The 24892-nt window shown below is 34.0% G+C and carries 20 protein-coding genes; 18 read left to right on the top strand and 2 right to left on the bottom strand.

Annotation, left to right across the window (positions count from 1 at the left end; genetic code table 11):
- The 16 genes from xrtA (at position 1) to ABXH06_RS08210 (ending at position 19823) form a co-directional block, all read left to right on the top strand.
- Entirely contained in the window at positions 1-1485 is a 1485-nt protein-coding gene (xrtA, locus tag ABXH06_RS08285) for an exosortase A (RefSeq protein ID WP_353517914.1), read from the top strand.
- 10 nt (positions 1486-1495) lie between these two features.
- Positions 1496-2308 carry a glycosyltransferase family 2 protein gene (locus ABXH06_RS08280; RefSeq protein ID WP_353517913.1) on the top strand — a complete coding sequence of 271 codons (813 nt, stop codon included), beginning with the start codon at positions 1496-1498 and terminating at the stop codon, positions 2306-2308.
- Between the two features lie 5 nt (positions 2309-2313).
- The gene (gene asnB / locus ABXH06_RS08275) at positions 2314-4209 is read left to right on the top strand and encodes an asparagine synthase (glutamine-hydrolyzing) (RefSeq protein WP_353517912.1); all 1896 of its coding nucleotides are present in this window, start codon (positions 2314-2316) and stop codon (positions 4207-4209) included.
- Positions 4206-5336: a glycosyltransferase family 4 protein gene (locus ABXH06_RS08270; RefSeq protein WP_353517911.1), complete on the top strand. Its 1131-nt coding sequence runs from the start codon at positions 4206-4208 to the stop codon at positions 5334-5336. The genes asnB (ABXH06_RS08275) and ABXH06_RS08270 overlap by 4 nt, the downstream gene beginning before the upstream one ends.
- Positions 5333-5734 (top strand): hypothetical protein, encoded by a 402-nt coding sequence (locus ABXH06_RS08265; protein ID WP_353517910.1) that lies wholly within the window; start codon positions 5333-5335, stop codon positions 5732-5734. Before ABXH06_RS08270 ends, ABXH06_RS08265 begins: the two co-directional genes overlap by 4 nt.
- A gap of 15 nt (positions 5735-5749) precedes the next feature.
- Positions 5750-7057 carry an O-antigen ligase family protein gene (locus ABXH06_RS08260; RefSeq protein WP_353517909.1) on the top strand — a complete coding sequence of 436 codons (1308 nt, stop codon included), beginning with the start codon at positions 5750-5752 and terminating at the stop codon, positions 7055-7057.
- The gene (locus tag ABXH06_RS08255; protein ID WP_353517908.1) at positions 7047-8639 is read left to right on the top strand and encodes a GMC oxidoreductase; all 1593 of its coding nucleotides are present in this window, start codon (positions 7047-7049) and stop codon (positions 8637-8639) included. The genes ABXH06_RS08260 and ABXH06_RS08255 overlap by 11 nt, the downstream gene beginning before the upstream one ends.
- A complete protein-coding gene (locus ABXH06_RS08250) occupies positions 8626-8958 on the top strand; it encodes a hypothetical protein (protein WP_353517907.1) in 333 nt (110 codons plus the stop codon). The genes ABXH06_RS08255 and ABXH06_RS08250 overlap by 14 nt, the downstream gene beginning before the upstream one ends.
- A 97-nt stretch (positions 8959-9055) precedes the next feature.
- Positions 9056-10507: a lipopolysaccharide biosynthesis protein gene (locus tag ABXH06_RS08245; protein ID WP_353517906.1), complete on the top strand. Its 1452-nt coding sequence runs from the start codon at positions 9056-9058 to the stop codon at positions 10505-10507.
- 11 nt (positions 10508-10518) lie between these two features.
- Positions 10519-11667, top strand: a complete 1149-nt coding sequence (locus tag ABXH06_RS08240) for a glycosyltransferase (RefSeq protein ID WP_353517905.1) — start codon at positions 10519-10521, stop codon at positions 11665-11667.
- Complete coding sequence (locus ABXH06_RS08235) at positions 11668-12606, top strand: acyltransferase family protein (RefSeq protein WP_353517904.1); 939 nt, start codon at positions 11668-11670, stop codon at positions 12604-12606.
- A gap of 154 nt (positions 12607-12760) precedes the next feature.
- Complete coding sequence (asnB, locus tag ABXH06_RS08230) at positions 12761-14653, top strand: asparagine synthase (glutamine-hydrolyzing) (RefSeq protein WP_353517903.1); 1893 nt, start codon at positions 12761-12763, stop codon at positions 14651-14653.
- A 4-nt stretch (positions 14654-14657) separates the two neighbouring features.
- Positions 14658-15818, top strand: a complete 1161-nt coding sequence (locus tag ABXH06_RS08225; protein WP_353517902.1) for an acyltransferase family protein — start codon at positions 14658-14660, stop codon at positions 15816-15818.
- Positions 15819-16619: an SGNH hydrolase domain-containing protein gene (locus ABXH06_RS08220; protein WP_353517901.1), complete on the top strand. Its 801-nt coding sequence runs from the start codon at positions 15819-15821 to the stop codon at positions 16617-16619. It abuts the gene before it with no gap.
- A complete protein-coding gene (locus ABXH06_RS08215; protein ID WP_353517900.1) occupies positions 16620-17828 on the top strand; it encodes a glycosyltransferase in 1209 nt (402 codons plus the stop codon). It abuts the gene before it with no gap.
- A 15-nt stretch (positions 17829-17843) separates the two neighbouring features.
- A complete protein-coding gene (locus ABXH06_RS08210; protein WP_353517899.1) occupies positions 17844-19823 on the top strand; it encodes a cadherin repeat domain-containing protein in 1980 nt (659 codons plus the stop codon).
- Here ABXH06_RS08210 and ABXH06_RS08205 read toward each other — a convergent pair.
- Positions 19816-21036, bottom strand: a complete 1221-nt coding sequence (locus tag ABXH06_RS08205; protein WP_353517898.1) for a glycosyltransferase — start codon at positions 21034-21036, stop codon at positions 19816-19818. The genes ABXH06_RS08210 and ABXH06_RS08205 overlap by 8 nt on opposite strands.
- Positions 21029-21985, bottom strand: coding sequence for a polysaccharide deacetylase family protein (locus ABXH06_RS08200; RefSeq protein WP_353517897.1), 957 nt, complete (start codon positions 21983-21985; stop codon positions 21029-21031). The genes ABXH06_RS08205 and ABXH06_RS08200 overlap by 8 nt, the downstream gene beginning before the upstream one ends.
- A gap of 266 nt (positions 21986-22251) precedes the next feature.
- On the opposite strand from ABXH06_RS08200, the gene ABXH06_RS08195 reads away from it, so the two are divergent.
- Entirely contained in the window at positions 22252-23670 is a 1419-nt protein-coding gene (locus tag ABXH06_RS08195) for an acyl-CoA synthetase family protein (RefSeq protein ID WP_353517896.1), read from the top strand.
- A complete protein-coding gene (locus ABXH06_RS08190; protein ID WP_353517895.1) occupies positions 23671-24870 on the top strand; it encodes an aminotransferase class V-fold PLP-dependent enzyme in 1200 nt (399 codons plus the stop codon).
- Positions 24871-24892 lie beyond the last annotated feature (22 nt).

Here is a 24892-nt window from a genome sequence, read left to right as displayed (position 1 = left end):
ATGGTCAAGGAAATATCTTTAAAGTTAGTTTTAGTTATTACCTCATTACTCTTTTTTACTTTATCTTTTGAAACATTCACTAAACTAGTGAATGTTTGGTACAGTTCAAATACTTATGGACATGGATTTATTATTGTACCTATTGTGCTTTGGTTATTATCAAAGAAAAAAGAGCAAATAAAAGCTTTACCTATTAAAACCTCGTTTATCGGTTTGTTAGGTGTTCTAGGTGTCAGTTTATTTTGGTTTTTAGCAAAGTTATCAGGTATTAATGTTGCTGAACAATTTGCAGTTTTTATAACTCCTTCGTTTGTTGTTATGAGTATATGGGGTCTATCGGGTTTAAGGTTATTAGCTTTTCCTTTATTTTTCTTGCTTTTTTCTGTCCCTGTCGGCGATTTTCTAATTCCTTATTTACAATTTATAACTGCTGATATATCAGTGTTTTTTCTCGAATTATTAAATATACCTGTTTATCGAGATGGTATGTTCATTCAAATCCCTAATGGAAACTTCTTAGTGGCAGAAGCGTGTAGTGGCATACGTTTCTTAATTTCAACTATTACTATCGGTGTGTTGTTTGCTTATTTAAATATCACTAGTACCAATAGACGAATAATTTTTATAATCCTGTGTTTACTAATCCCTATATTAGCAAATGGTTTAAGAGCATTCTTAATGATTTTGATAGGTTATCTTTCAGACATGCAGGCGGCAGTAGGGTTTGATCATTTAGTGTATGGTTGGGTATTTTTTAGTTTTGTGATGGTGATATTATTTTTTATAGGTAACTACATTGCTGAGCCTATTTCTAAGGGGAATAGTGAGGAAAAAACAACAATAAAAAGTGACAATCATTTCAAAAACCTTAATTTACCTTTTTTTATTATCCTGTTACTAACAATGAGTGTTGGAGCAATAGTTAATTACTTTCACACTTCAAAATTAGAAAATATTAGGAATCAGTATTCAAAGCTAATCGAAAGTGAAAAAGTAGAGAAATATAATGTTAATTGGTCACCAAACTTTAAAAATGCTGATAGAGCTTTTTATAAAGAAATAATAAAAACAAAAAGAGCGGAACTATTTGTATTTGAGTTTTTCTTTGAAGATGATAATAAAGAATTAATTAGTGGCGAAAATGTACTTTTTGATAAAAATATATGGTCGCTTGATAGTATTAGTAAAGGCATTATAGTAAATCAAGAAGGAGTTGAAGTTCCTTATGTTGAATATAGAATTGTTAATATTAAAGGGCAAGAACGAATCATCAGGTTAACATACATTGTGAACGGAAGCTTTTATGCTAATAAAATTTATGTAAAACTTGCGCAATTATTAAGCAAATTATTTATACAAGATATTGGCGGAACTGCAATTGTTATTTCTTTTGATAATGTAAAAAGCGGTACGGAACATATGGACTCAATTATGTTTGATCAAGTTTTAAGAGAAAATACTAAAAATATGAAAAGAATTTTTTAAGGGAATGAATATGTTGTTTTCAGTCGTCATATTATCGTATAACTCAGTGAACCCTATTAAACGATGTCTAGATGATTTACTGGCTGCTCTAGAGCCATTTGATTGTGATAATGAAATTTTTGTCGTTGATAATGGCTCCAAAGACGGCAGCGTACAGCTAATCAAATCATATCATGATAAGTTTCCGCAATTAATCAAGCCTATTTTTTTCGATCAAAATACTGGTACCACTTACTCCAGAAATTCTGCTTTGAGGTTGTCTACAGGTGAGTTTGTATTGATACTTGATTCCGACGCTTATGTTACAAATGAAGCATTGGTTAGTTTAAAAGACTACCTATCTTCTCATCCTGATAGTGGTATGGCAGTTCCACGATTATTATACGGTAGTGGAAACTTTCAATTGTCATGTGATGTTTTTCCAACCTTAATTCACAAATTAAAACGTTTTTTATTCCTCAAAAAAATTGAATCAAAACCACATGCTCTACAATCAGCAACTACCCCAGTAACAGTTGATTATGCAATTTCTGCTTGTTGGATGCTCTCACGACGCGCAGTAGATAAAACAGGCTTCTTTGATGAGAAAATATTTTATTCACCAGAAGATGTAGACTACTGCCTAAGAGTTTGGGAGAGCGGTTTCAAAATTACTTATATACCAACGGTAGAAGTGATTCATGATGCTCAAGAGTTATCTCGAGGTTTTAAACTTTCGATGTTTCATTTTTCACACTTAAAAGGTTTGATTTATTTAATGTCAAAGCATAAGTATTTTTGGGGATTAAATAATTTATATAAACGACTGCATAGGTTTAATTAAGCCATATGTGTGGTATTTCAGCTATTTATGAATTTGATAATAACATTTTTTCTAGCGAGAAAATGTTAGAGCAGATGAATGTTAGTCAACATCATAGAGGTCCTGACGGAAGTGGTACTTACATAAATGCAAATGTTGGCTTAGGACATACACGTTTATCTATTATTGATATCGAATTAGGGCAACAACCACTGGTTGATTCAACCGACACCGTAGCAGTGACCTTTAATGGTGAAATATACAATTATAAAGAGCTAAAGCAAGAGCTTGAAATTTTAGGGTTTAATTTTCAGACAGAAAGTGACACCGAAGTTATTGTTAACGCTTGGTTGGCTTGGAATACTGACTGCGTTCAAAAGTTCAATGGTATGTTCGCTTTTGTATTGTGGGATAAGTCATCTAAGAGTTTATTTGCTGCGAGAGATAGATTAGGTATTAAGCCCTTGCATTGGGCTATTAGTGAAAATAATCATTTAGTGATTTCGTCTGAGTTAAAAGCACTTAAGAAACATTGTCAAATTAAGTTAGACATAAATGCACAATCCATAGAAGACTTTTTAACATTAGGTTATGTCATTGAACCTAAAACGATATATAAAAACATACATAAACTGCAGCCAGGGCACTTTATTTTACTTAACGGTGATGACACTACGGTTAAACCAATATGTTATTGGAATATAAAAGAATTTATATCAGATGACCTTAAACAAGTAGATCATGATCATTTATTAACATTATTAAATGAATCTGTTAAAAAACGTATGTTAGCAGATGTTCCTTTAGGTGCTTTCCTTTCAGGAGGGGTAGATTCAACAGCTATTGTAGCATTAATGAGTGAACAAGCTTCAACCCCTATTAACACCTGTGCTATTGGCTTTGATTTGTCACAATATGATGAATCCATTTTTGCTGAACTAGTGGCTAAAGAATTCAATACTGCGCATTCTGCGACCAATGTATCAGTGAATGATTTGTCATTAGTTGATTTACTTATCGATGTGTTTGATGAACCGTTCGCTGATAATTCTGCTATTCCAACATTAATATTAAGCAAAGCTGCTAGGCGGAATGTAAAAGTAGCCTTATCAGGTGATGGTAGTGATGAATTATTCTTAGGTTATCGTAATTACCAAATGCTAAATTTTGAAGAGAAATTACGTCACTGCTTTCCTAACGCTATCAGAAAACCTCTTTTTACTCTGTTGGCTAAATTATATCCGACGCTTAATAATTTCCCTCGTTTTTTAAAAGCCAAATCAACATTAAAAGCATTGAGTTTAGACAGTATAAGTAGTCATCATAACTCAATGTGTTTGGCTGACGCTGATACAGTTGCATCACTTTATTCCTTTGATTTTTCGCACCGACTAAATAAATATACGTCACTAAGTTATTTCAAAAAAATGGCAAACGAGGTTAAAAACTTACCTGCATTAAAGCAAGTGCAATATATAGACTTTAAAACCTACCTACCTAGCGATATATTAACAAAAGTTGACCGAGCTAGTATGTCGGGGTCTTTGGAGGCACGGGTACCGTTCCTTGATCATAAACTGGTCGAATATGCGGTAAAGTTATCTCCTTCAGTAAATTTAAAAAAAGGTAAAGTTAAAAAAGCATTAAGTGAAACACTTAAAAATATTATTCCTAGCTTTGTAATAAAGCGAAAAAAAATGGGCTTTACTGCCCCACTTGATGAATGGATACGACAAATACCGCTAGAGTCACTGGAAAAAAAGATTTTGTCAGAACATCTTTTATCTCAAAATATATTTAATGTAATGCATCTAAAGCAATTGTTGTCTGATCATCATAAACGCAAAAAAAATAATGGTGTGCTGATATGGGCAATTCTAATATTGGAAGCATTTTTTAGGAAAACGAATACCAGCTTATGAAAATACTATATCATCACCGCATTGCCTCAAAAGACGGCCAATTTGTGCATGTAGAAGAGCTTACCAATGCTTTTATAGAGCAGAGACATGAGCTTAAATTTGTCGCCCCATCGCTTAATGAAAATAGTGATTTTGGTCATGACGGTGGCTTTGTTACTAAATTAAAAAAACAACTACCTAGAGCATTATACGAATTATTAGAATTATCCTACAGTTTTTGGATTTTCATAAAATTAGTGATAGCGATAAAACAATTTAAGCCTGAATTTATTTACGAACGTTACAACCTTTATCAACCTGCGGGCATATGGGCGAGTAAGCTTTTTAATATACCATTGTTCCTTGAAGTGAACGCTCCCTTAGTTGAAGAGCGAAGCCGATATAGTGGCTTGTCGTTAGTTAAATTCGCTAAATGGATTGAAAACTACACGTGGAAAAATGCAACACATACCTTACCTGTTACTAATGTTTTAGCTGAACACCTACGAAAAGTCGGAGTGAAAGAAGAAAACATAACGGTTGTTCATAACGGTGTAAACCGAGTATTCATAGATGAAATGCTAGCAAAACCGATAAATAATGAAAAAAAAGAAATCGTTATAGGTTTTACAGGCTTTGTTCACCCATGGCATGGCATGGATAAAGCAATTAGAGCAATTGCCGAACACAAAAATTTACCACTTAAACTTATATGTGTGGGTGACGGAAACATATTACCTGAGCTAAAAGCACTCGCAAAAGAGTTAGAAATAGCCGATAAAATTGAATTCGCTGGCTTAGTAACACGCGACAAAGTACTTGATTATGTTGAGCAATTCGATATTGCCTTACAGCCGGATGTTACTGCGTATGCTTCACCGCTTAAAATGTTTGAATATATGGCCGTAGGTAGTGTGATAATTGCACCTGACTGCCCGAATATTCGTGAAATACTGACAGATAAAACAGCATTATTTTTTGAAAAAGATAACCAAGAATCGTTTATTGAACAATTAGTAAAGGCAATTGAAAATATTAATGAGATGAAAGAATTACGTAATGCTGTAAAAAGTAGCGTGATTGAAAAGGAATTTGTTTGGCAAGAAAATGCTAAGCATGTTATTAAAATTTTTAAGGAAAATTCATGAAATATTTATTGATCTTACTCACAGCACATTTTCTTTTTATTGAACAAGCACATGCGGCTATCGCACTTTGTAAAAGCAGTGCAACAAGTACTTCTTATTGTAAGTATGTTGGTAAAGTTGAACAAATATATATTAATAATGATGGATTAGTTTTGATTTTTCTAGAGAAAGAAATTCCTATTGATATGGCCATGAAATTTAATTATAAAATTAGTTCAGGCAAAGCTATTGCTCTTGAAATTACGCCTGATAATAGCTATTTAACATCACTTATTTATCATACCGCAATGGAAGCCTTAACTGAAAATATTGAAGTAGAAATACATGCAAGAAGCACAGTTAAAGGCTATATGAAGCTAGATCGTATATGGCTAAATAGCCCGAATAATTTCTTTTAAGGCGAGTAACACACCATGTCTCTAAGCCTTTTAATTTTTTTGGGAGGATATTGTTTTTTACTTTTAAGAGCTTTTGTATCACGACCAATTTTCGGGCTGTACGCTTACTTGTTTGCTTTTTATGCGCACCCTGTTTCACGATGGTGGGGATACTCTCTTCCTGAATTTCGTTGGTCGTTTGTTGCAGCACTTGTGACTTTATTAGCTATTTTTATAAAAACAGATAAGAAAGATTTAATTTGGTTTAAATTTAAAGAAACCAAGCTGTTTTTATTTTTTACAATATTTGTCATAGCTCAATGCGTATGGGCATTAAATATAGATGTTCATATGATATATGTAATGTTGGTTATTAAATTTTTAATTCTTATTTTTTTAATCCAAAACAGCATAAAAAAAAGCAAAGATGCTGTGGGTTTTATTATTGCTAATTTACTAGGCTGTGCCTATTTTGGTTATTTAGCTACCAGTGCAGGAGGTGGACGTCTAGAGGGTATAGGCGGACCTGGAATTGAAGCCGCAAATCAGTTAGCGCAACATTTGGCTGTAGTTCTATTTTTCTCTGCGTACCTATTGTTTTTTAAATTAGGTTGGAAAATATTACTTTTAATACCATTAATTTTAATAAATCTGAATACCATCATGCTCACTGAAAGCAGGGGAGCCATTGTGGCGATAGTCATTACTGGTATTTTTTCGTTATTTTATATGCCACCAAAATATAAAAAACAATTTCTCTTTTTAGTAACCTTGGGGGCCATCTCTTTCTCTGTGCTGTTGGGGCCTCAAATTGTAGAGAGATTTACAAGTCTTGAACAAGACTCATCTGGTGAGTTAAATGATAAAAGTGCGCAATCACGTTTTGTTATAATTAACGCCCAAATAGAAATGTTTAAAGAGAGCCCTATATTAGGCTATGGTCACCGAAGCACACTTTTATTAAGCCCATTTTATATTGATGCAACTTATCGAACAAACTCATCAAAAGGAAGTGATGGAGAAGCACGTCGTGCATCGCATAACTTTATTATGGGACTGTTGGTCGATCATGGGCTAGTGGGTGCTGTCTTGTATGGGGTGATTATATTCCTCTGTCTTAAGCGATTAATAATATTAAGAAAATTAAAGACGGTAGTTTTTACAGAAGAGGGAGAGAAGCTAAAACTTTTGCTTACGGGATTTACTCTAGGGTTACTCTGCTTTATGATTTCAGGCCTTGCTTCAAATCATAAAGTTAATGAGATAGATATCTGGTTATATTCAATTATACCTTTACTTTATCATTTGTTACTTAAAAATATGGAAGAAAAAAATGTTAGTTGATAGTTCTGATTTTAATACCCAGCAGAATATTGAGGCTGATATTTGTATTATGGGCGGTGGTGTAGCAGGCATTGTTTTGGCAAATGAATTAAAAGAATATTTTGCCAATATTGTAATTTTAGAGTCAGGTAGTGAAGAATACCGCCAAGATATTCAAGAATTGTATGCCCCAGCTAAAGAGCACGGTATTTACCCCAACCCAATGTACTCACGTTTAAGGTACCTTGGCGGGGCAAGCAATCACTGGAGTAATAATACTTCCCCGCTAGCCAGAATAGATTTTGAGAAGCGTGATTGGATAGAAAATAGCGGTTGGCCTATAAAATATGATGAAGTTGTACCATTCTATGAGCAAGCGGCTGTATATTGCCAAACAGGAACAGATGGTTATAGTACAGATTTATGGCTACCTAAATTAGCACTAAAAAACCCTTATAAAAATAGCCGTTTTACAGAAGTAGGCATTGCTAAAGCGTCATTACCGCCTACAAGATTTTATGCTATACATGGAGATAAAATAAATAATCATAAGAATGTGACTATTTATAAGCATGCCAATGTAACCGATATATTATATTCACAACAAACAAAGAATATTGAGCAAGTTACTTTTAACAGTTACACCAATATAGAGCATAAAGTTTCAGCAAAACAATTTATCATGTGCTTTGGCGGAATAGAAAATGCGCGCATGTTATTACACTTCAATCAAAAATATGAAAATAAATTAGGCAATCAATTTGATAATGTTGGTCGTTATTTTATGGATCACCCAACGTTACGAGCGGCTAATTTATATAGCAAAGATGAAAGTTTTGAACACTTATCTCTACAAGAAAAGCAGCGTTTCATATTGGCTTTTTTTCAATTGAAAGAATCTGCACTGACAGACCATGAAACCACTAACTTAAGGTTACCCTTAGATAGAGCAAGTGAATATGTATTGTCTGATGGTATTTCATCATTTCATATTTTAAAGGATAAACTAAGCAATTTTGAGCTTCCAGATGATTTTGGCAAACATGCTTCTAACTTTTTTTTAGACATAGATATGGTGATGGAGGCTGTCGCTAGAAAGTCTTTCGATGCAAAAATTTTTGATAGCGCTAATGATTTTGCTGGTTACCAAATACCATTAATGATGGAACAAACACCTCATAGAAATAACCGTATAAAACTGGGTAATGCTAAAGATAAATTTGGTATTGCTAAGCTGGAAATAGAATGGGAATTAAAAAATGAAGATCGCACAAGATTATGGAAATCATTAGAACTGTTTGCTAAAGATACAGGCATGATGTCACTAGGACGAGTTCGATTATTAAGAGAACAATCTTCACGAATGTTTAGCGATCAAATCGGTTTTGGTCATCATCATATGGGAACAACAAGAATGGCTAATTCACCGGAACAGGGGGTTGTTGATTCAGACCAAAAAGTATTTGGTACAAATAACTTTTATATTGCAGGTTGTTCAGTGTTCCCAACTGGCGGCCATGTACCACCAACATTAACAATTGTTGCCTTAACGTTACGTTTAGCTAAAAAACTAAAAGAGGAAAAGCAAAATGGTAGAGTTTAATAGACGGAAATTTCTATCTGCGCTTGGTTGTCTTGCAGTTACTTCTTCATCTTGTAACGCTAATTTATTAGGTTTGCTAAATGACGAAAACCTTAGAATAAGTGATTTTGAACAAATTAGTATTTATTGGAAACAAAATGAATTAACTTTAGCCTCGACATTTTTATGCAATAATGGGGTCGATGCAAGGTGTTCACCAGAGTACATTGAGGGCTTAATAATTAAAGACTTCGAACAAGATAATACCATCATAATAAATGGCTTAGTTATAAGCAAAACAGAAGCTGCGATAATAGCCAGTACTTATGATTACTCATAAAATCTAGTTAGCAATGGACGAAAGTAAACATACATGCTTATTGCGAAATTTGAATCGTGTATGAGTTTTTTGAAACTTTAGTTATAAGTCTTATAAAATGCCAAATTTAGAATCCAAGCTAACCAGTAGTGCAGTTTTAATGCTAATTACACGGTTATCAGTAAAAAGCCTGGGAATTATTAGTTCTCTTATATTGGTCAGGTTACTTACCCCTGAAGATTTTGGTGTGATTGCAATTGTTATGTCAATCTATTCATTTATAGAACTATTTGGGCTGTTTGGCTTTAATGCAGCAATCATCCAGAAAACTGCCCCCAAAAAATCAGACTACGATACCACTTTTACGATTAATTTAGGCTTCGGTATAATTGCATCAAGCCTAATGTTCTTGATGGCTCCATATTTATCTGAATTTTTTGATGACACCAGATTGATAGAGGTTTTTAGATGGGTTGCGTTACTATTTTTATGTAATGCATTGATTAATATTAAAGTAGTTGATTTCCAGAGAGATATGGAATTTAAAAAAGAATTAATATTACAACTGGCACCTAAACTTTTTAGTTTTTTTGTTACGCTTTATTTAGCATGGTCTTTAAGAAGTTATTTAGCGTTAGTTTACGGTATGTTGATACTTTCTCTTTTTAACGTAATTCAAAGCTATATAATGAAGCCCTACCGTCCATCCTTATCCATAACAGGTGGAAAAGAATTATTCAAATTTTCTAAATGGCTAATGCTAAATAATATTTTTTATTACGTGAATAATAAGAGTATTGATTTAATTGTTGGAAAAATGATATCAACTAAAGCCGCTGGTTTGTATTCTATCAGCCAAGAAATGGCTACCTTGCCTGTATCAGAAATAGGCGCACCAATAAACAAAGCGTCTTACCCTGCGTATTCGAGAGCAAAAAATGATTTTAAAGAGTTAAGGCGCTTATTTTACAACACATGCTCAATGATCACTCTATTGGCATTACCTACTTCGTTAGGTCTTTATAGTGTTGCCGATTTTTTTGTTCCTGTTGTTTTAGGTGTGAAATGGATGGGAGCGATCGAGGTAATTCAACTGTTATCTCTAGCGGCATTTATTACCTCATTGTCATCAAATAATGGTTATATTTTTATGGCCATAGGTAAACCTAAAATAACAACGGCAATTTCTGGAATAAGAATTATTGTTTTGTTAGTGATGTTATTTGGAGTTATATCATTTGATAATATATCCAGCCCAGCATTAGCTTTACTTTGCAGTGCAGTAATTAATTTTTTCATTTCATTTACATGGTTGAAATTCGAAATCAATATTTCTTATAGAAGTATACTTGCGGTGTTATATAGACCAATTTTATCCTCGTTAATCATGAGTATGGTGATATGGATAACTAAAACATTTTTTATCATTGAGGTGGGTATACTAAATTTGATGTTACTGATTTTTATGGGGGTTGTAGGGTACTTTATTAGCATATTATTATTGTGGTGGGCAGCAGGAAAACCTCAAGGAATAGAAATGCAGATTCTCAGCAAGTTAAAAGTTATTTAAAGGGGAACAAATTGGAAAAATATAATTTTATTGTTCTTGCACCAAACAGGTGGAAAGGTGTCTGGATGAATAGACAGCATTTGTTCTCAATAATAGGTGAAGATCACAATGTAATTTATTCAAATGGTCCTTTTAAACATTGGGATAGAAAATTAACTCGATATGAAGCAGCCCCCTTTTTTGGTGAGGACAAAAAAGTTAATAATGTATTCAACATAGAATTTCCTAAATATTTATTACGTATTACTAAACTCAGGTTCTGGGATTATTTGGTAAAAAAAATATTTATAAAAAAACTTAAACACCGTATTGACCCAAATTGTCGCACCATTTTATATGTTTTTAACCCTATTTATGGTGAATATATCAATGATATCCCTCACGATTTTCTTGTCTATCACCCATACGATGATTTTAACAGTTTGTATTCAGATAGCGTTGCTAAAGAAGGAGAGGAGCTTTTATTGAAAAAGTCCAATGTAATGTTTACTACATCTAAGCTTCTTCAAAAAAACTATATAGAACGTTTTCACTGCCCTAACAATGTTTGTTTTGTTCCAAATGGTGTAGATTTTTCATTGTTCAGTAAAGTAAATAATAAAGTAAAAGGTATTAATTTTAAAAACAATCGATCTAAAGTGGGTTATACAGGTTCAATTAATGCAAAGATTGATATTTCACTTTTATATCAGTTGTTTAAGTTGTTAAGTCACTGTGATTTTTATGTTGTTGGTTCTGAAGGAACAATAGATAGCTTTCAAAATGAAGATATGGCGAAACTCAAAGCTCTCCCAAATGTGTACTTTTTAGGGAATCAACAGTTAGCCGATGTACCTAGTTATATGAATGCTATGGATATAAATATTATTCCTTATCGAACAGATCCGAATTCTTTTGCAAATGCTGGATATCCTCTGAAATTACATGAGTATTTAACTATAGGTAAGCCAATTATTTGCTCCCCAATTGATAGTGCATTTGAGTTTAAAAATGTAATAGCAATCAAGGATGGGGTAGAAGAATGGAAAACCGAAATCAATCAATTATTAAAGGATAATGATACTGCTGAAAATGTTCAACAGCGCAAAGATGTAGCACAAAATAATACTTGGAAAAAAAGAACCGAATCAATTTTAAATACTATTTCGAAATTATTATAGATGACGCATCAAAATAATAAGGTTACTACAAGGCTATCTGTACTTGACAGTTTAAGAGGTTTAGCTGCACTAGGAGTCGTGTTACATCACTTTATCATTGTCTATGGTATTAAATATGGATATGGGGTTACAAAATATCCACCTGAATGGCTAGAGATCAGTATAGGGCGTTATGGTGTTGAGTTGTTTTTTATTATTAGTGGTTTTGTTATTTCATTAACACTAGAGAAGGGGCGAAATGTTACTGAGTTTGCCATATCACGTTTTTCTAGATTGTTTCCTACTTATTGGTTTTGTTTAGCCTTTACTAGCTTGGTACTATATTTTTCTCGTGAGAATAGTTTTTTTGATTTCGATCAGTTTCTCTTTAATTTAACAATGGCTCCTCAGTTTTTTTGGCGAGAACCCATTGATGGTTCATATTGGACATTAATGTATGAATTATTTTTTTATTTCATAATAGCCATTATGTTTGGTAAATCAGGAAAAATTACTATAAAGCCATTACTATTAACCTTTCTGGTTTTTGTAGTCTTTATGATAACTAATTTTATATACCCGATGCATGTAAAGTTGCAATACTTGCTACTATTTCCTCATTTGCATTTATTTTGGGCTGGAATTGTTTTTTATAAAATGTGGGAATATAGAAAAGATGATAATAACCTAAATCAAATGGCATCATATTGCTTTATATATCTGCTATTACTATTTCAATGGTTAATGTGTCTATTTGAAATTAATAGAGTTAATTTTACCTCATCTTCTTTAGTTTCTTTGTATTTTTTATTGTTTTATTTATTCATAAATAATAAGTTGGAATTTTTAAAAAATCGAATTTTTAAAAAATCGAATTTTTATAAAATTAGGAGCGATATCATACTCGCTTTATTTGATCCACCAAGAAGTGGGATATGTCATTATCGAATCAGTTTATAAATACTCTCATTCAATTATTATATCGGTAATCATCGCTACTTTGGTCAGTATTAGTATCGCATTAATTATTAATAGGTACGTAGAAAACACAACGAATAGAATTTGTAAAAAACAATTATTGAAGTTAGCCTCGTTTAAAGGAAATTGAGAAATCATGTGCGGCATTTTAGGAAAAATTAATGTTAACGGGACAATCGACCAAAGTCGTTTTAAAACCATGCGCGATACCATGCCTTATAGGGGGCCAGATAGTAATGGTTTGTGGTTTGATGATGCTGAAAAAATAGGCTTAGCGCACTTACGGTTAAGTATTCTTGACCCAACACCCGCAGGGCATCAGCCTAGAGTAGAAGCGGCTCACAATTGTGTTATTTCATACAATGGCGAAGTTTATAACTATCTTGAAATTCGTGCTGAGTTGGAAAAAAAAGGGCATACATTTGAAACTGGCTCTGACACTGAAGTGGTGCTTAAGGCTTATATAGAATACGGCCATGATTGTTTAAAGTTTTTTAATGGCATGTTTGCTATTGCTATTTGGGATGGCAATAAACAAGAATTATTTTTGGCACGTGATCGTCTTGGTGTAAAACCGCTTTATTACTTTCAAAATGACGATGAATTTATTTTTGCTTCTGAAACAAAAGCAATTTTGGCAGGGTTAGATAAAAAGCCTGCACTCAATTTGCAACTAATCGATAGTTATATGAGCTTTGGTTATATTCCTGGTGAAAATACCTTGCATAAGGGAATTAAACGTTTAATGCCTGGCCATTATGCCGTCTTCAAAGATAACCAGTTACAGGTAACTCAATATTGGGATTTAACGTTTTCTAATAATGAAGACAAAGGTTTTGATTATTACGTTAAGGAAAGTAAAAAATTATTAGATAGCGCTATCGATTTAAGGTTACGCAGTGACGTGCCGTTGGGTATTTTTTTAAGTGGTGGTATTGATTCAAGTGCCGTGGTAGGTTTACTTGCCGAGAGAGTAGAAGAACCCCTTAAAACATTTTCGATTGGTTATGATTTTGGTAAAGGGTTTGACGAAACGCCCTATGCACAAATTATTGCCGATAAATTTAAAACAGATCATCACGAAATAAAAATCACCCCCGCGCAATTTAAAGCATTTATTCCTGAGTATATTTCATTGATGGATGAGCCCGTAACCGAAGCCGCGGCTATTTCTTTGTTTTTCGTTTCAAAGTTAGCGAAAGAAAAAGTAACGGTTGCTTTATCTGGTGAAGGTTCAGATGAAATATTTGCCGGTTATGATTTATATCAATACATGAATGTACTTGATAAATATCGTTCGGTAGTTGGCCAAAGTGGTAGTAACTTTTTTGCGGGTGTTTCAAATAAACTATTGGGTGAAAGTCATAAAGTGTCTAAGTATTTAACTATGGCAACGTTACCTATCGAGCAACGCTATAAAGGCATGTCTACCTACCCAGACTATCAAAAAGAGGCATTATACAAACCAGAGTTTAAGAACAAGATTAAAGCAGAAATAGAGCAAGACAAACAAGTATCTAGCCGTGATTATACCAAAAGCCTTTTTGAGAAAACTAAAGGTGAAGATACCTTAAGTAAAATGCTCTATTTTGATACAAAAACGTGGTTGGTTGATGATTTATTAATTAAAGCTGACCGCATGAGCATGGCAGCATCTCTTGAACTTAGAGTGCCCTTTTTAGATTATCGGTTAGTTGAATTTGCAGCAACAATACCAAGCCATCATAAAATAAAAAAAGGTGAAGGCAAATATCCATTAAAGAAAATGATGGAAGGTATTTTACCTAACGATATTATTTATCGTAAGAAAATGGGTTTTCCAACGCCATTAAAACTAATGTTTCAAAATGAATTAAGAAGTTATGCGGAAAACTTATTATTATCTGATGAAACAAAACTGCATCAGTTCTTTAAAAAAGCACGTATTGAACAGCTTATTCAAGAACATAACAATGATAAGTATGATCACCATAAAACATTGTGGCAGCTAGTGGTACTTGAAGAGTGGTTACGGAAAAATACTGATTAACACCATGAGTAAAAAAAATAGTAGTTACTATTCACATATTGATTCGTTAAGAGCCATCGCTGTATTTACCGTTATTCTCTTTCATATAAACCATGACTATTTGCCAGGTGGTTTTGTTGGTGTGGATATATTTTTTGTTATTTCTGGTTTCTTAATTTCTAGCCAGCTATTCAAATCAGTTTCAGGTAATACATTTTCAATTAAGGAATTTTATGTAAGGCGAATAAAACGTATATTGCCAGCCGCTTTTTCTGTTATTTTTATTACTATTCTATTAGCGCAATTTCTATTTTTACCCGAAGATGCTAAAAAAGTAGCTGACTCTGGCATTTGGTCTACATTTTCCCTTTCAAATGTATATTTCTGGAAATTTCAGGATACTAGTTACTTTGCGGCAGGTAGCTATACAACTCCACTGCTGCATTACTGGTCATTAGGTGTAGAAGAGCAATTCTATATTTTTTGGCCGCTTATTGTTCTGTTATTAATGCCTAGACTAAATAAATTCGCGCTTATTAGTCTTTTAGTTATGACGATTATTACTTCTGCGACTATCGCTCAATTTTTATTAAAAGATCACCATTCTTTTGTTTATTACATGCTGCCCACAAGGGCAGGTGAACTTTTAGTTGGCGCTCTTTTAGCTGCATTACTGCATTTTAATATAATCAATAAACCTAAAAATAATAATGTGCTTTTTATCGTTGCGACTATTTGTATTATTGCATCTAGTATTGTCATTACGCCTGATATGATCTTTCCAGGTTGGCTGTACTTAATTCCTACAATGTCAGCTGCTTTATTTATTTGGTCTGGATTTAATCAATCATCTGTTTTGTCTAATTGCTTAACCGCCAAACCAATATTGTGGTTGGGTAAGGTGTCTTATTCAGCATATTTGGTACACTGGCCACTTTTAGCGTTTTACCGCTATGGCTATGGGGAACCAACCCCCATTGTTTCAATGGTATTGCTTGTATGTATTTTAATACTCTCATGGTTAAATTGGAAGTATGTGGAAGAGCGTTTCAGGTATGTAAACGTCACATTTACACAGCTAACCGTTAAGCAGTTTATAATACCCTCTGCTGTTATTATCTTGCTGTCGACTTTAGTTATTAAAACAAATGGCATAGGTATCCGTAGCATTAATGAACAATACTAAATGACACTAAAAAGTTTAACAAACGAAGCAAAAACAACAAACCGTTACGACTATATCTGCCAATATTGGCGTATAGAAGAGAAGCATTTTTCAAATTCTGACTGTGTTGTTGGAAGTAGTGACAAAAAAACGAATATATTATTGTGGGGTGACTCTAATGCCGCTCATTACATCGGAATATTAGGAAGTATAGCGAAAGAGCAAAAATGGTCATTTAGAAATGTTTCACATGCTGCATGCCCTCCTATATTTAATGACGTTAAGCCATACGTAAAAGTAGAGCGGTATGATGATTGCCGAGCTTCTGTTGACTTAGTAAGATCTCAACTTAAACAGTATCAAACGATATTCATATCGGCTGCTTATGATTCTTACGCGAGAAAATCGCCTGGCTTTATGGATGATTTTGAACAAACGGTAAACTCTCTTGTTAAAAATAACCATCAAGTGATACTCATTGGTAAGGCACCAGTTTATAAAGACTTTGATCGTCATTGTTTAGCAAAGAGTATTACCTATCCATGGAGGGATTGCTTTAACTTGAAGCAAAGCTATAAATTAGAAATTGATGCTATAAACACTAGGTTATTAAATTTTTCTAAATCAATAGATAATGTCGAATATGTTGATTTTAATTCAGTAATATGTGAAAAAAATTGTAGCCCATACAAAGGTGGGAAACCTATATACTTCGATTCTAGTCATATTGAAATACAATCTTCTTGGCAGCTTGGTAAGCAATTAATAGAAAATAATTTAATACCAAAGCCTTTTAATGCCTTAATTTCTCCGAGAGAATAAATGCCTACTAAATTAAAAATATTAGCGATTAGCTATTTATTCCCAAATAGCCAGCAGCCTAATCACGGTATTTTTGTGTTAAACCGTTTAAAGGCAATGAGTAATTATGCGGATATTACAGTAATTAATCCTATCGCTGACTCGCCACTGCATAAGCATATTGATAAGTTTAAGGGCTTACAAAACATTCCATTAGAAGAAGAACTTCATGGAGTTCATGTTTATCATCCGCGATTTTTTTCAATTCCAGGGCATATAAAATCAATAGAAGTCATTAGTTACCGACGTGCTGTATGGTCAGTTGTTAACACGTTATCTGCTGCTGATTTCGATTTAATTGACTTACATTGGACCTTTCCTGATTTACCCACCGGCGCATGGCTGTCGAAAAAATTTAATATACCTTTTCATGTTACTTTACGTGGCATGGAAGCATTTCATCTTCAAGACTCTGGTTTACGTAAGCACATTGTTAGCCACTATCTTAAAAAAGTGGATAAGGTTATTTCCCTTAGTGAAGAAATGGCTAGAAAGTCAAATGAATTGGCCAATACTGCAAGTAAAACTGTCGTAATAAGAAATGGTGTTGATACGGATAAGTTTTATCACCTAGAGCAAAATGAATGCCGAGGAAAGTTAAATCTCCCATTGCATGAAAAAATAATTCTTGGCGTTGGTGCTCTTATCCATCGCAAAGGTTTTGATTTAGTCATTCAAGGCTTAGAAAAAATTATTGCAACTGCCGGTTTAGAACAAACAAAGTTTTATATATTAGGCTCTCAAGGGCCAGAAGGAGATTACCGAAAGGAGCTTAATCAGTTTATTGAACAACATAAATTACAAAAGCATGTGGTTTTTGTTGGTGCTGTTGCCAATAGTGAGTTAATTACTTGGTATAACGCGGCTGACGTGTTTTGTTTATCTAGCAGGGGAGAGGGAAGCCCTAATGTGCTCACTGAAGCATTGGCTTGTGGTACACCGGCAGTAGCAACAAATGTGGGTAGTGTGCCTGAAATCATGAATAGTGAAGAGAACCTCGGTTTTTATGTTGAGAATGAAAATCAAAGTGAAATAACCAATCGGCTTATTGATTTGTTAGCTAGCGATCATGATCGTAAAAAACAGGCGTTATCGTTTGAAAAATATACTTGGGATTGGTGCGCTAAAGAAGTCATGAAATGTACTAAACTAAATACAGTGATTAAGTAAATGAAAGATTATCCCATGCCAAATAGTAATATCACCTTAAAGACTACATGTTTAGCATTATGTGTGTTTTTACAAGCCTGCGGCAGTGAAAACACCACTGAAACGGTAAATAATGATACGCCAAATATTGGTTTATTAAGTGAGGTTGTTGACCAAGATTCGTCGCCTAACCAAATAAGCGATTTAATAATGGAAAATAACGTAGCGGTAGGTATTACTGTTTATGCAGCAGACACGGCAGGCCCGGTTACTTATCAAATGCAAGATTCTGCAGAAGGTCGATTTAGTGTAGATGAAACAACAGGAATTGTTCAAGTAGCTGATTACCTTATGCTCAACGCAAATTTGTTTTCTAGCCATATTATTAATGTCAAGGCAGTGAGTGAAAGTGGCTTGGAAAAGTCAAAAGAATTTACTATTGATGTTATAACTGAAAAAGTAGCAATTAGTGAAATAACTGACATTAATACATTACCCAATGAAGTGATAGAGCGTGAAAATAACGGAGTAGAAGTTGGTATTACTGCAAACGCAGTAGATGTTAAAGATAGTGTTGCCTATAAACTACTAAACGATGGCGAAGGGCGTTTTAATATTGATAATGACTCTGGTGTGGTTACTGTTGTCGATGGTAACCTAATTAATATGCAGGAGGCTTTAAATCATGAAATTGAAATTGAAGCTAATAGTACCGACGGCACAGCAAGTAGTAAAAAGTTTACTATTGATGTACTTCCTAAATATGACAATGACATAGCTATCGTAAGTGAATTTAACACATTATTGAATTGGAATGATGGCTCTGATCAACATTTAGCCGGTTGGACATGGCATGACGATATTGCTTATGGTAATCCCGGCTGGTTACTTAATGACGAAGGCCCTCTTGGTGGTGGAGAACAATATAAGTGGGGGTGGGGGGGCCGTTCGTTTAATAAAGGTGATTATGGAAAACAAAATTCTGCATTAATTGATATTACAGATCGTAGCCCCTCAACCAATTCTGGTGGTAGTTTGCAAGTTTTTGAAACCGAAGATAGTACGGATCATCGAAGTACGTGGTGGATGTGGTATGACGGTAAACCATTATCTGAACGTGCTATCACTCATGCTAAAACAGATCGAATGAGTTTTTACCTAAAAGCGGAAGGAATGAACCCATTAAATGATGATGGGGGTAAAGAAAGCATTGGTACTAACTTCCATATAGGTACTTATTTATGTTGGGATACTGAAGAGCCATCATATGGAACAGGTGATGGTTGCCCTTACGAGGGACCAGGAAATCAACATTATTATCATTACCTTGGGATTAGTCCAGGTGCTTGGGTTCATGTTTTGTTAGATCAATACCCTCAACATATTCGAGGAAAAACCAGAACATTAACTAATAATCCAACCAAGGATAAATATAATAAAAATTATTTCGAGCAGTTGAGCCGATTCTATTTCGAAATAAGAAATCAAAATAGCCAGAAGACAAATTTTAGGGTAGATGAACTTAAATTTTATAGTTCAACGGATATGGCGGAACCTCTTCAGAATGAAGAGTCCATTTCTTCTCTTTGGGTTGGTTATTGGCCTGAAAATAATGTGTGGGAAATAGGGTTTCATGATCAATCTCATCAAACCTACAATGATGATAATAATTCAACCTTTGAAATTAGATGGTCAACATCCCCAATTACCAATGCAAACTTTTCGCAAGCATCAGTTATAAAACCCTTGTTTTATAATGGCGCTAAGTATGTAGGAGAAAATGCTGAACATTTAATTCGGCGACCAAATGGTTGGAATTCAAATGTATGGACAAGATTTGAATTGCCCAGCGATATTGTTCAAAACTACATCAAGGTATTTTTTGCTGTAAAAGATGTATCTGTAAAGGGAGAGCATATTGGTACAAATTGGCCATATAACAAAGGAGATGGCCATGATGCACCCACAAGTAATATTAAAATAATTGATTATTATTTGAGACCGCCTACTAATTAATTTGTTCTAGTAGAATACTCTGTAATGCTTGAGCTTTTCCTTCCCTATTGTAGTCATCAAGGTTTCTTTGGAAGGTGGCATTGTTTTTTTGTAGTAAAGTTAATATAGAAGCTTGTATCTTTTCTGGCGTATTCCCCACTTGAACATTTTGAAACTGGGCTGCTAATTTACAGGTTTCTCCATCGGCATCTGCCTTGACTAATAATGGCTTATTAGTTCTCAAGTATTCATATATTTTCCCCGGTATTTGTTTGTTAAAGCGTTTATCTTGAATTAACAGTAAGGCATCGGCATTCATCATGTTGTTTAAAGCGTTCAAAAACGGTACGGGGTTAATAAACTTAACCATTTTTTCTATATTAAGTTGGCTGATGTTGCTTTTAAATTCGTCGCCATTTCCTGCCCCTTGAAAAATTAATTCAAAATTATTTTCTGTAATATCACCTTGAGTTTTTAATTTTGATATTGCTTCAAAAATAGGTACTGGGTCGCGACCATTAGGGTATAAAACGCCACTGTAATATAACGTGAATTTTTTATGGTCAAAAGGTGTTGTTTTATCTGTTAATGTGTCAAGTTTTTTGAAATTAACTTCATCATAACCATTTTCAATAACAGTGTTTTTTTCGCTAATAAGCTTGTTATAAGTATGTTCATACAAGTCTCTAACGGCAGATGTTGCAAAAGTTAGATGGTTAGCATTGGTTAGTGTGTTTTGATCAATCCGTTTATGAAAATAATCTAACCATTTACCCGCACTACCATTCATATAATGATAGGGGTCGCGATAATCAGCCACCCACGGAATATTAAATTTATTCGACAAGTTGTTAGCAATATAATGGGCGCTAGGAATAGGTGAAGAAGACCAAATAATATCAGGCTTGTATTCTGCTACGAGTTTTTTTCCTTTTGAAATGGCTGATGGTATCCAGGTTAATCCCCATCTATCTGGCGTCGCCATTATTTCAAGGTATTTTCCTTTAAATGATAGTTGACGTTGAACATCTAAAGCAGTTGTTCTATAGATCAAATCATCAGCATTGTCCTGGTAAGTATTATCTTTATTTACATATGCATGAGGTTTTGCTGTTAAAACAATAACATTCCATCCCCATGCTTTTAAATAACGATAAAAGCTTGCTATTCTGGGTACAGAAGCACCATTGCTGGGCGGAAACTCAAACGCTACCATCAAAATTGTTTTAGACATGTTCACCTGCTATTTTAGCAATGGATAAAGCAAATAAGGAAAGTTGCTTTCTATAAGGCATAAATCGCGGGATAGTATAAGTATTTGTTAACGAAATTGCACCACCATCATTGGTTGAAAAGCCTGCTTGAAAGTTCATTTCTTTAGCTATGCCATAGTGTTTTTGTTGGTAATCTCTTTCAAATAAGCCATTTGGGAATGCGATATATTTGATGGAGTCGTTTATGGTAGCTTCTAAGCTATTTTTGTTTTTCAATAACTCTTCACGGCATATATCAATAGTTTCTGTTGTTAAAATAGTATGACTATGTGTATGTGCGCCTATTGTGAAGCCATCTTGATGCAGTTGCTTTATTTGCTCATGTGTCATCATTGTGCGTTGAAATTCAACATCACCTAATTCATCTTTTAGCCGTTTTATTTGAATTGTTCTTTCATTATGACTTAAGAATTTTAATTTACTGAGTAATTGTTGAAATGCATTTATTTTGTCATCCTGATTTTCAATTAGAATTTGTTCCCCAATGATTTTGGCTGATATTTTTTTAACGGATGTGTTTGAAATCAATTGCTCAACTTCATCATTCCATAAATAACCTTTATCAACACCGCTAGTAGAAATAAAAAAAGTGCTCGGACAGTTATGCTTTTTGAGTATTGGAGCGGCAATGGTAAAGTTATCTTGGTAACCATCATCGAAGGTAATCACTAACGCTTTTGGAGGGAGCTGCTTTGCTTCTAGCTTTTCCATTGCTTCTGACATGGTCAAAATATTGAAATGTTTATTTAAAAATTTTATTTTTCGATCAAATTCATCGGCAATGATGTCGTCTGGGTGGTATTCATTGTTATGTTCGAATACATGATGAAAATAAAGAATAGCTAAAGGGTTTTCTTTGAGTTTAATTCGAGTTCGCCAATATATTATCGACAAAAGAAAATTTAACATAGGTGAGGTAACTTCCTGTTTAAATGTTGGCAATTCTAATATTTATTGGCTTCCAGTTTAATCTATCAAATATTATTTACAATTGCTGTGAACAAATAAGATTATTATGGTATTTATCGTTGATGGTGATGTTGTTAACGTCCCTGTTGTAGTTTTATATACACAGTGGTAATTTGATACTCAGCTGACATTTTGGTTATTTATGACAAATAAAACAGTATATGGAAGTCAACTTTGAATATTAGAAAAATAAATGGATGTATCACATGTTAAATTTTTTTTTAGCTAATATTTTTATCCCAACTTTTGAAAAATGCTCCAAAACGCAGTTTTGGAGCATGTACAAAACTATGTATTACAATTTGCTAAATTCAAACAAGGATAAAGTTGAATGTAAGTTAAAACAAATCTTACTAAATGCACGTAATAATACACTTTTTTGGTCAAGTCAATTACCTAACGACGAAGGTAAGACTGCTTTTCAATTACTCAAAACCACCCCTGTCACTCAAAAAAACACTTATACTCAAGGTTTTCCTGATCAAATAACAGTTAAACAACATACAGGCGATTGGCAATACTTATCGTCCGCTGGAACTACAGGAAGAATGACCGTTATTGTTGATTTTGAGAAGCGAGATTTTTTAAGGGCTGCAGAGCATTTAAACCTTAAGTTAGCGACAGGCTCAGCCTTAGGTTATAAGTCTGTAGATATTCCTCCAAGTGCCTGTAATGTTGTTTGTGGTTTTGCAGATCAAGGCCCTGAATCTATTGTTAAATTCGTTATGTGGGCATTGAAAAATAATTGCTTATTCACTCAAACAACATTGTCAGATTTACGAGGGAGGTTTGAGCGTCAAATTATGCTTAAACGTGAAGTGCTAATGCCTATTGATTCTGCACCATGGGAAAAAATGTGCGAGCAGCTCGACACATATTTAGATAAGATTATAGATGATAAGATTCATATAATTAGAGCTTTACCACACTTTCTTTTATGGTTAGCTAAGCGAGCAGAGCAGCGACAGCTGACATTTCCTAATGTACAAACACTTTTACCTTATGGTGGTTTAGCTGGGAAGGAACTAATCAAAACTATCACCCATGCTTTTCAGGCAAAATATACCAATGTGTATGGTACAGGTGAAGTAGGGTCAATAGGTTGTGCTATTTCTGACCCTCAAACAATTGACGTTTATGCTGACATGGTTTGTTTGGAGGTGCTTAATGAGCTTGGTGAAGCTGTGCAGTTGGATACTCTCGGCAAGGTAGTTGTAACGGATTTAAACAATTTTGCAATGCCAATTATAAGATACGAAATTGGTGATATTGCTGAAGTTATAAAATATGACGAAGATACTGGTTTTCCGAGTAAAATAAAAATACTAGGAAGAAAGCAAGAATGCATTGAGTTACCTTCTGGTAAATGTATAACGCCTATAGAAATACAGGATGTTTTTTTGCAATTTTCTGATGTGATTAACTTTAAATTAGAGCAAATAACAGCCAAGATATTTAAAGTATCTATTGTCTACTTGAATGACTTTGATACCACAGAACTAACAGAAAGCCTACGATCTTTACTTGAACTGTCAAAAGCACCTAGTATCAAAATTAATGAATTCATTATGCCAGAGCAAAGCGGAAAGTTTTTATCTGTTAAAACTATCAAAAGGGCCGCGTAGATGAACTTAGCAGATATTAAAGATATAAGGGCTCAGTTTCCTATTTTAGAGCGAAATACACCTACAGGACTGCCTCTTATTTATTTAGACAGTGCAGCAACAGCACTAAAACCACAATGTGTGATAGATGCCGTAACAGATGTTTTAACCAACAGAACAGCTAACATTCATCGCTCAGTACACTATTTAGGTGATGAAGCAACCGAGTTATATGAAACCACCCGAGAGATTACCTCCGCGTTTATTGGTGCTGAGCCAAATGAGATTGTATTTTTAAGGAACACAACTGAAGCATTAAACTTAGTTGCCAAGGCGTTTTTAGGTAATGGGAGAATAATTTCTAGTGTTGGTGAGCACCACTCAAATTACTTACCTTGGCAATCTCACAATATACATCGCTTAAGTCTTGAAAGTAATGGCGATATTAATTGGCTTGAACTAGAGCAGGAATTATCAAAAGGAGATGTGGCATTAGTTAGTCTTGCACATGCATCGAATATAACGGGCTATATGATTGACCTAAAAAAACTCGTTGATATGTCGCATGCTTTTGGTGCAAAAGTAATGATTGATGCAGCGCAGTCAGCACCTCACACCCAAATTGATGTAGCGGAAATTGGATGTGATTTTTTAGCATTTAGTGGCCACAAATTAGGGGCTCCTTCAGGTGTCGGCGTATTATTTGGTAAAGCCGAGTTGCTAGAGGAAATGGATTATTGGTTGCTTGGAGGGGCAACGGTTGAAAGTGTCACTCAACATGTTATTGAAGCTAAAAATGCACCTTGGAAATTTGAGGCGGGTACTCCTGCAATAGAAAGCGTTATTGGTTTGCAGGCAGCATTAATATTTTTATTGGAACTAGGAATGGATAAGGTTGAAGCACATTTTACAGCATTATCTGATTTTACTCGTATATGCTTGTCAGATAACTTACCTTTGGTAAATATTATTGGAGGCGCTAAAATGCAGCAAGGGCCTTTTAGTTTAACAGTACCAGGAATTTCTCCTCATATTATTACTCGTGGATTAAGTGACAGATATGGTATTTGTTTACGTTCAGGGTTCCATTGTGCACAGCCTTTACATGATTTTTACCATTTACCTGCTTCTATAAGGTTATCATTTTGGTTATATAATACAGAAAATGAAATTGAACAGGCAATCAAAGGTATAGCTAACTTTATTAATGTAGTTAGATGAGATCAAAATTAATTTATTGTTT

The organism is Thalassotalea sp. SU-HH00458, from assembly GCF_040362795.1.
In the GTDB taxonomy this organism is placed as follows: Bacteria; Pseudomonadota; Gammaproteobacteria; order Enterobacterales; family Alteromonadaceae; genus Thalassotalea_H; species Thalassotalea_H castellviae.
This window is presented reverse-complemented; position numbering and strand designations above follow the sequence as displayed.

What these genes read in the sequence shown, in the direction of transcription:
- ABXH06_RS08215 (WP_353517900.1), top strand. Translation starts at nt 16,620, where the DNA reads ATGCCTACTAAATTAAAAATATTAGCGATTAGCTATTTATTCCCAAAT.
- ABXH06_RS08235 (WP_353517904.1), top strand. Translation starts at nt 11,668, where the DNA reads ATGACGCATCAAAATAATAAGGTTACTACAAGGCTATCTGTACTTGAC.
- ABXH06_RS08260 (WP_353517909.1), top strand. Translation starts at nt 5,750, where the DNA reads ATGTCTCTAAGCCTTTTAATTTTTTTGGGAGGATATTGTTTTTTACTT.
- ABXH06_RS08190 (WP_353517895.1), top strand. Translation starts at nt 23,671, where the DNA reads ATGAACTTAGCAGATATTAAAGATATAAGGGCTCAGTTTCCTATTTTA.
- ABXH06_RS08195 (WP_353517896.1), top strand. Translation starts at nt 22,252, where the DNA reads ATGTTAAATTTTTTTTTAGCTAATATTTTTATCCCAACTTTTGAAAAA.
- ABXH06_RS08280 (WP_353517913.1), top strand. Translation starts at nt 1,496, where the DNA reads ATGTTGTTTTCAGTCGTCATATTATCGTATAACTCAGTGAACCCTATT.
- ABXH06_RS08270 (WP_353517911.1), top strand. Translation starts at nt 4,206, where the DNA reads ATGAAAATACTATATCATCACCGCATTGCCTCAAAAGACGGCCAATTT.
- ABXH06_RS08200 (WP_353517897.1), bottom strand. Translation starts at nt 21,985, where the DNA reads ATGTTAAATTTTCTTTTGTCGATAATATATTGGCGAACTCGAATTAAA.
- ABXH06_RS08205 (WP_353517898.1), bottom strand. Translation starts at nt 21,036, where the DNA reads ATGTCTAAAACAATTTTGATGGTAGCGTTTGAGTTTCCGCCCAGCAAT.
- ABXH06_RS08265 (WP_353517910.1), top strand. Translation starts at nt 5,333, where the DNA reads ATGAAATATTTATTGATCTTACTCACAGCACATTTTCTTTTTATTGAA.
- ABXH06_RS08210 (WP_353517899.1), top strand. Translation starts at nt 17,844, where the DNA reads ATGCCAAATAGTAATATCACCTTAAAGACTACATGTTTAGCATTATGT.
- ABXH06_RS08245 (WP_353517906.1), top strand. Translation starts at nt 9,056, where the DNA reads ATGCCAAATTTAGAATCCAAGCTAACCAGTAGTGCAGTTTTAATGCTA.
- xrtA (WP_353517914.1), top strand. Translation starts at nt 1, where the DNA reads ATGGTCAAGGAAATATCTTTAAAGTTAGTTTTAGTTATTACCTCATTA.
- ABXH06_RS08255 (WP_353517908.1), top strand. Translation starts at nt 7,047, where the DNA reads ATGTTAGTTGATAGTTCTGATTTTAATACCCAGCAGAATATTGAGGCT.
- ABXH06_RS08225 (WP_353517902.1), top strand. Translation starts at nt 14,658, where the DNA reads ATGAGTAAAAAAAATAGTAGTTACTATTCACATATTGATTCGTTAAGA.
- ABXH06_RS08220 (WP_353517901.1), top strand. Translation starts at nt 15,819, where the DNA reads ATGACACTAAAAAGTTTAACAAACGAAGCAAAAACAACAAACCGTTAC.
- ABXH06_RS08250 (WP_353517907.1), top strand. Translation starts at nt 8,626, where the DNA reads ATGGTAGAGTTTAATAGACGGAAATTTCTATCTGCGCTTGGTTGTCTT.
- asnB (WP_353517912.1), top strand. Translation starts at nt 2,314, where the DNA reads ATGTGTGGTATTTCAGCTATTTATGAATTTGATAATAACATTTTTTCT.
- asnB (WP_353517903.1), top strand. Translation starts at nt 12,761, where the DNA reads ATGTGCGGCATTTTAGGAAAAATTAATGTTAACGGGACAATCGACCAA.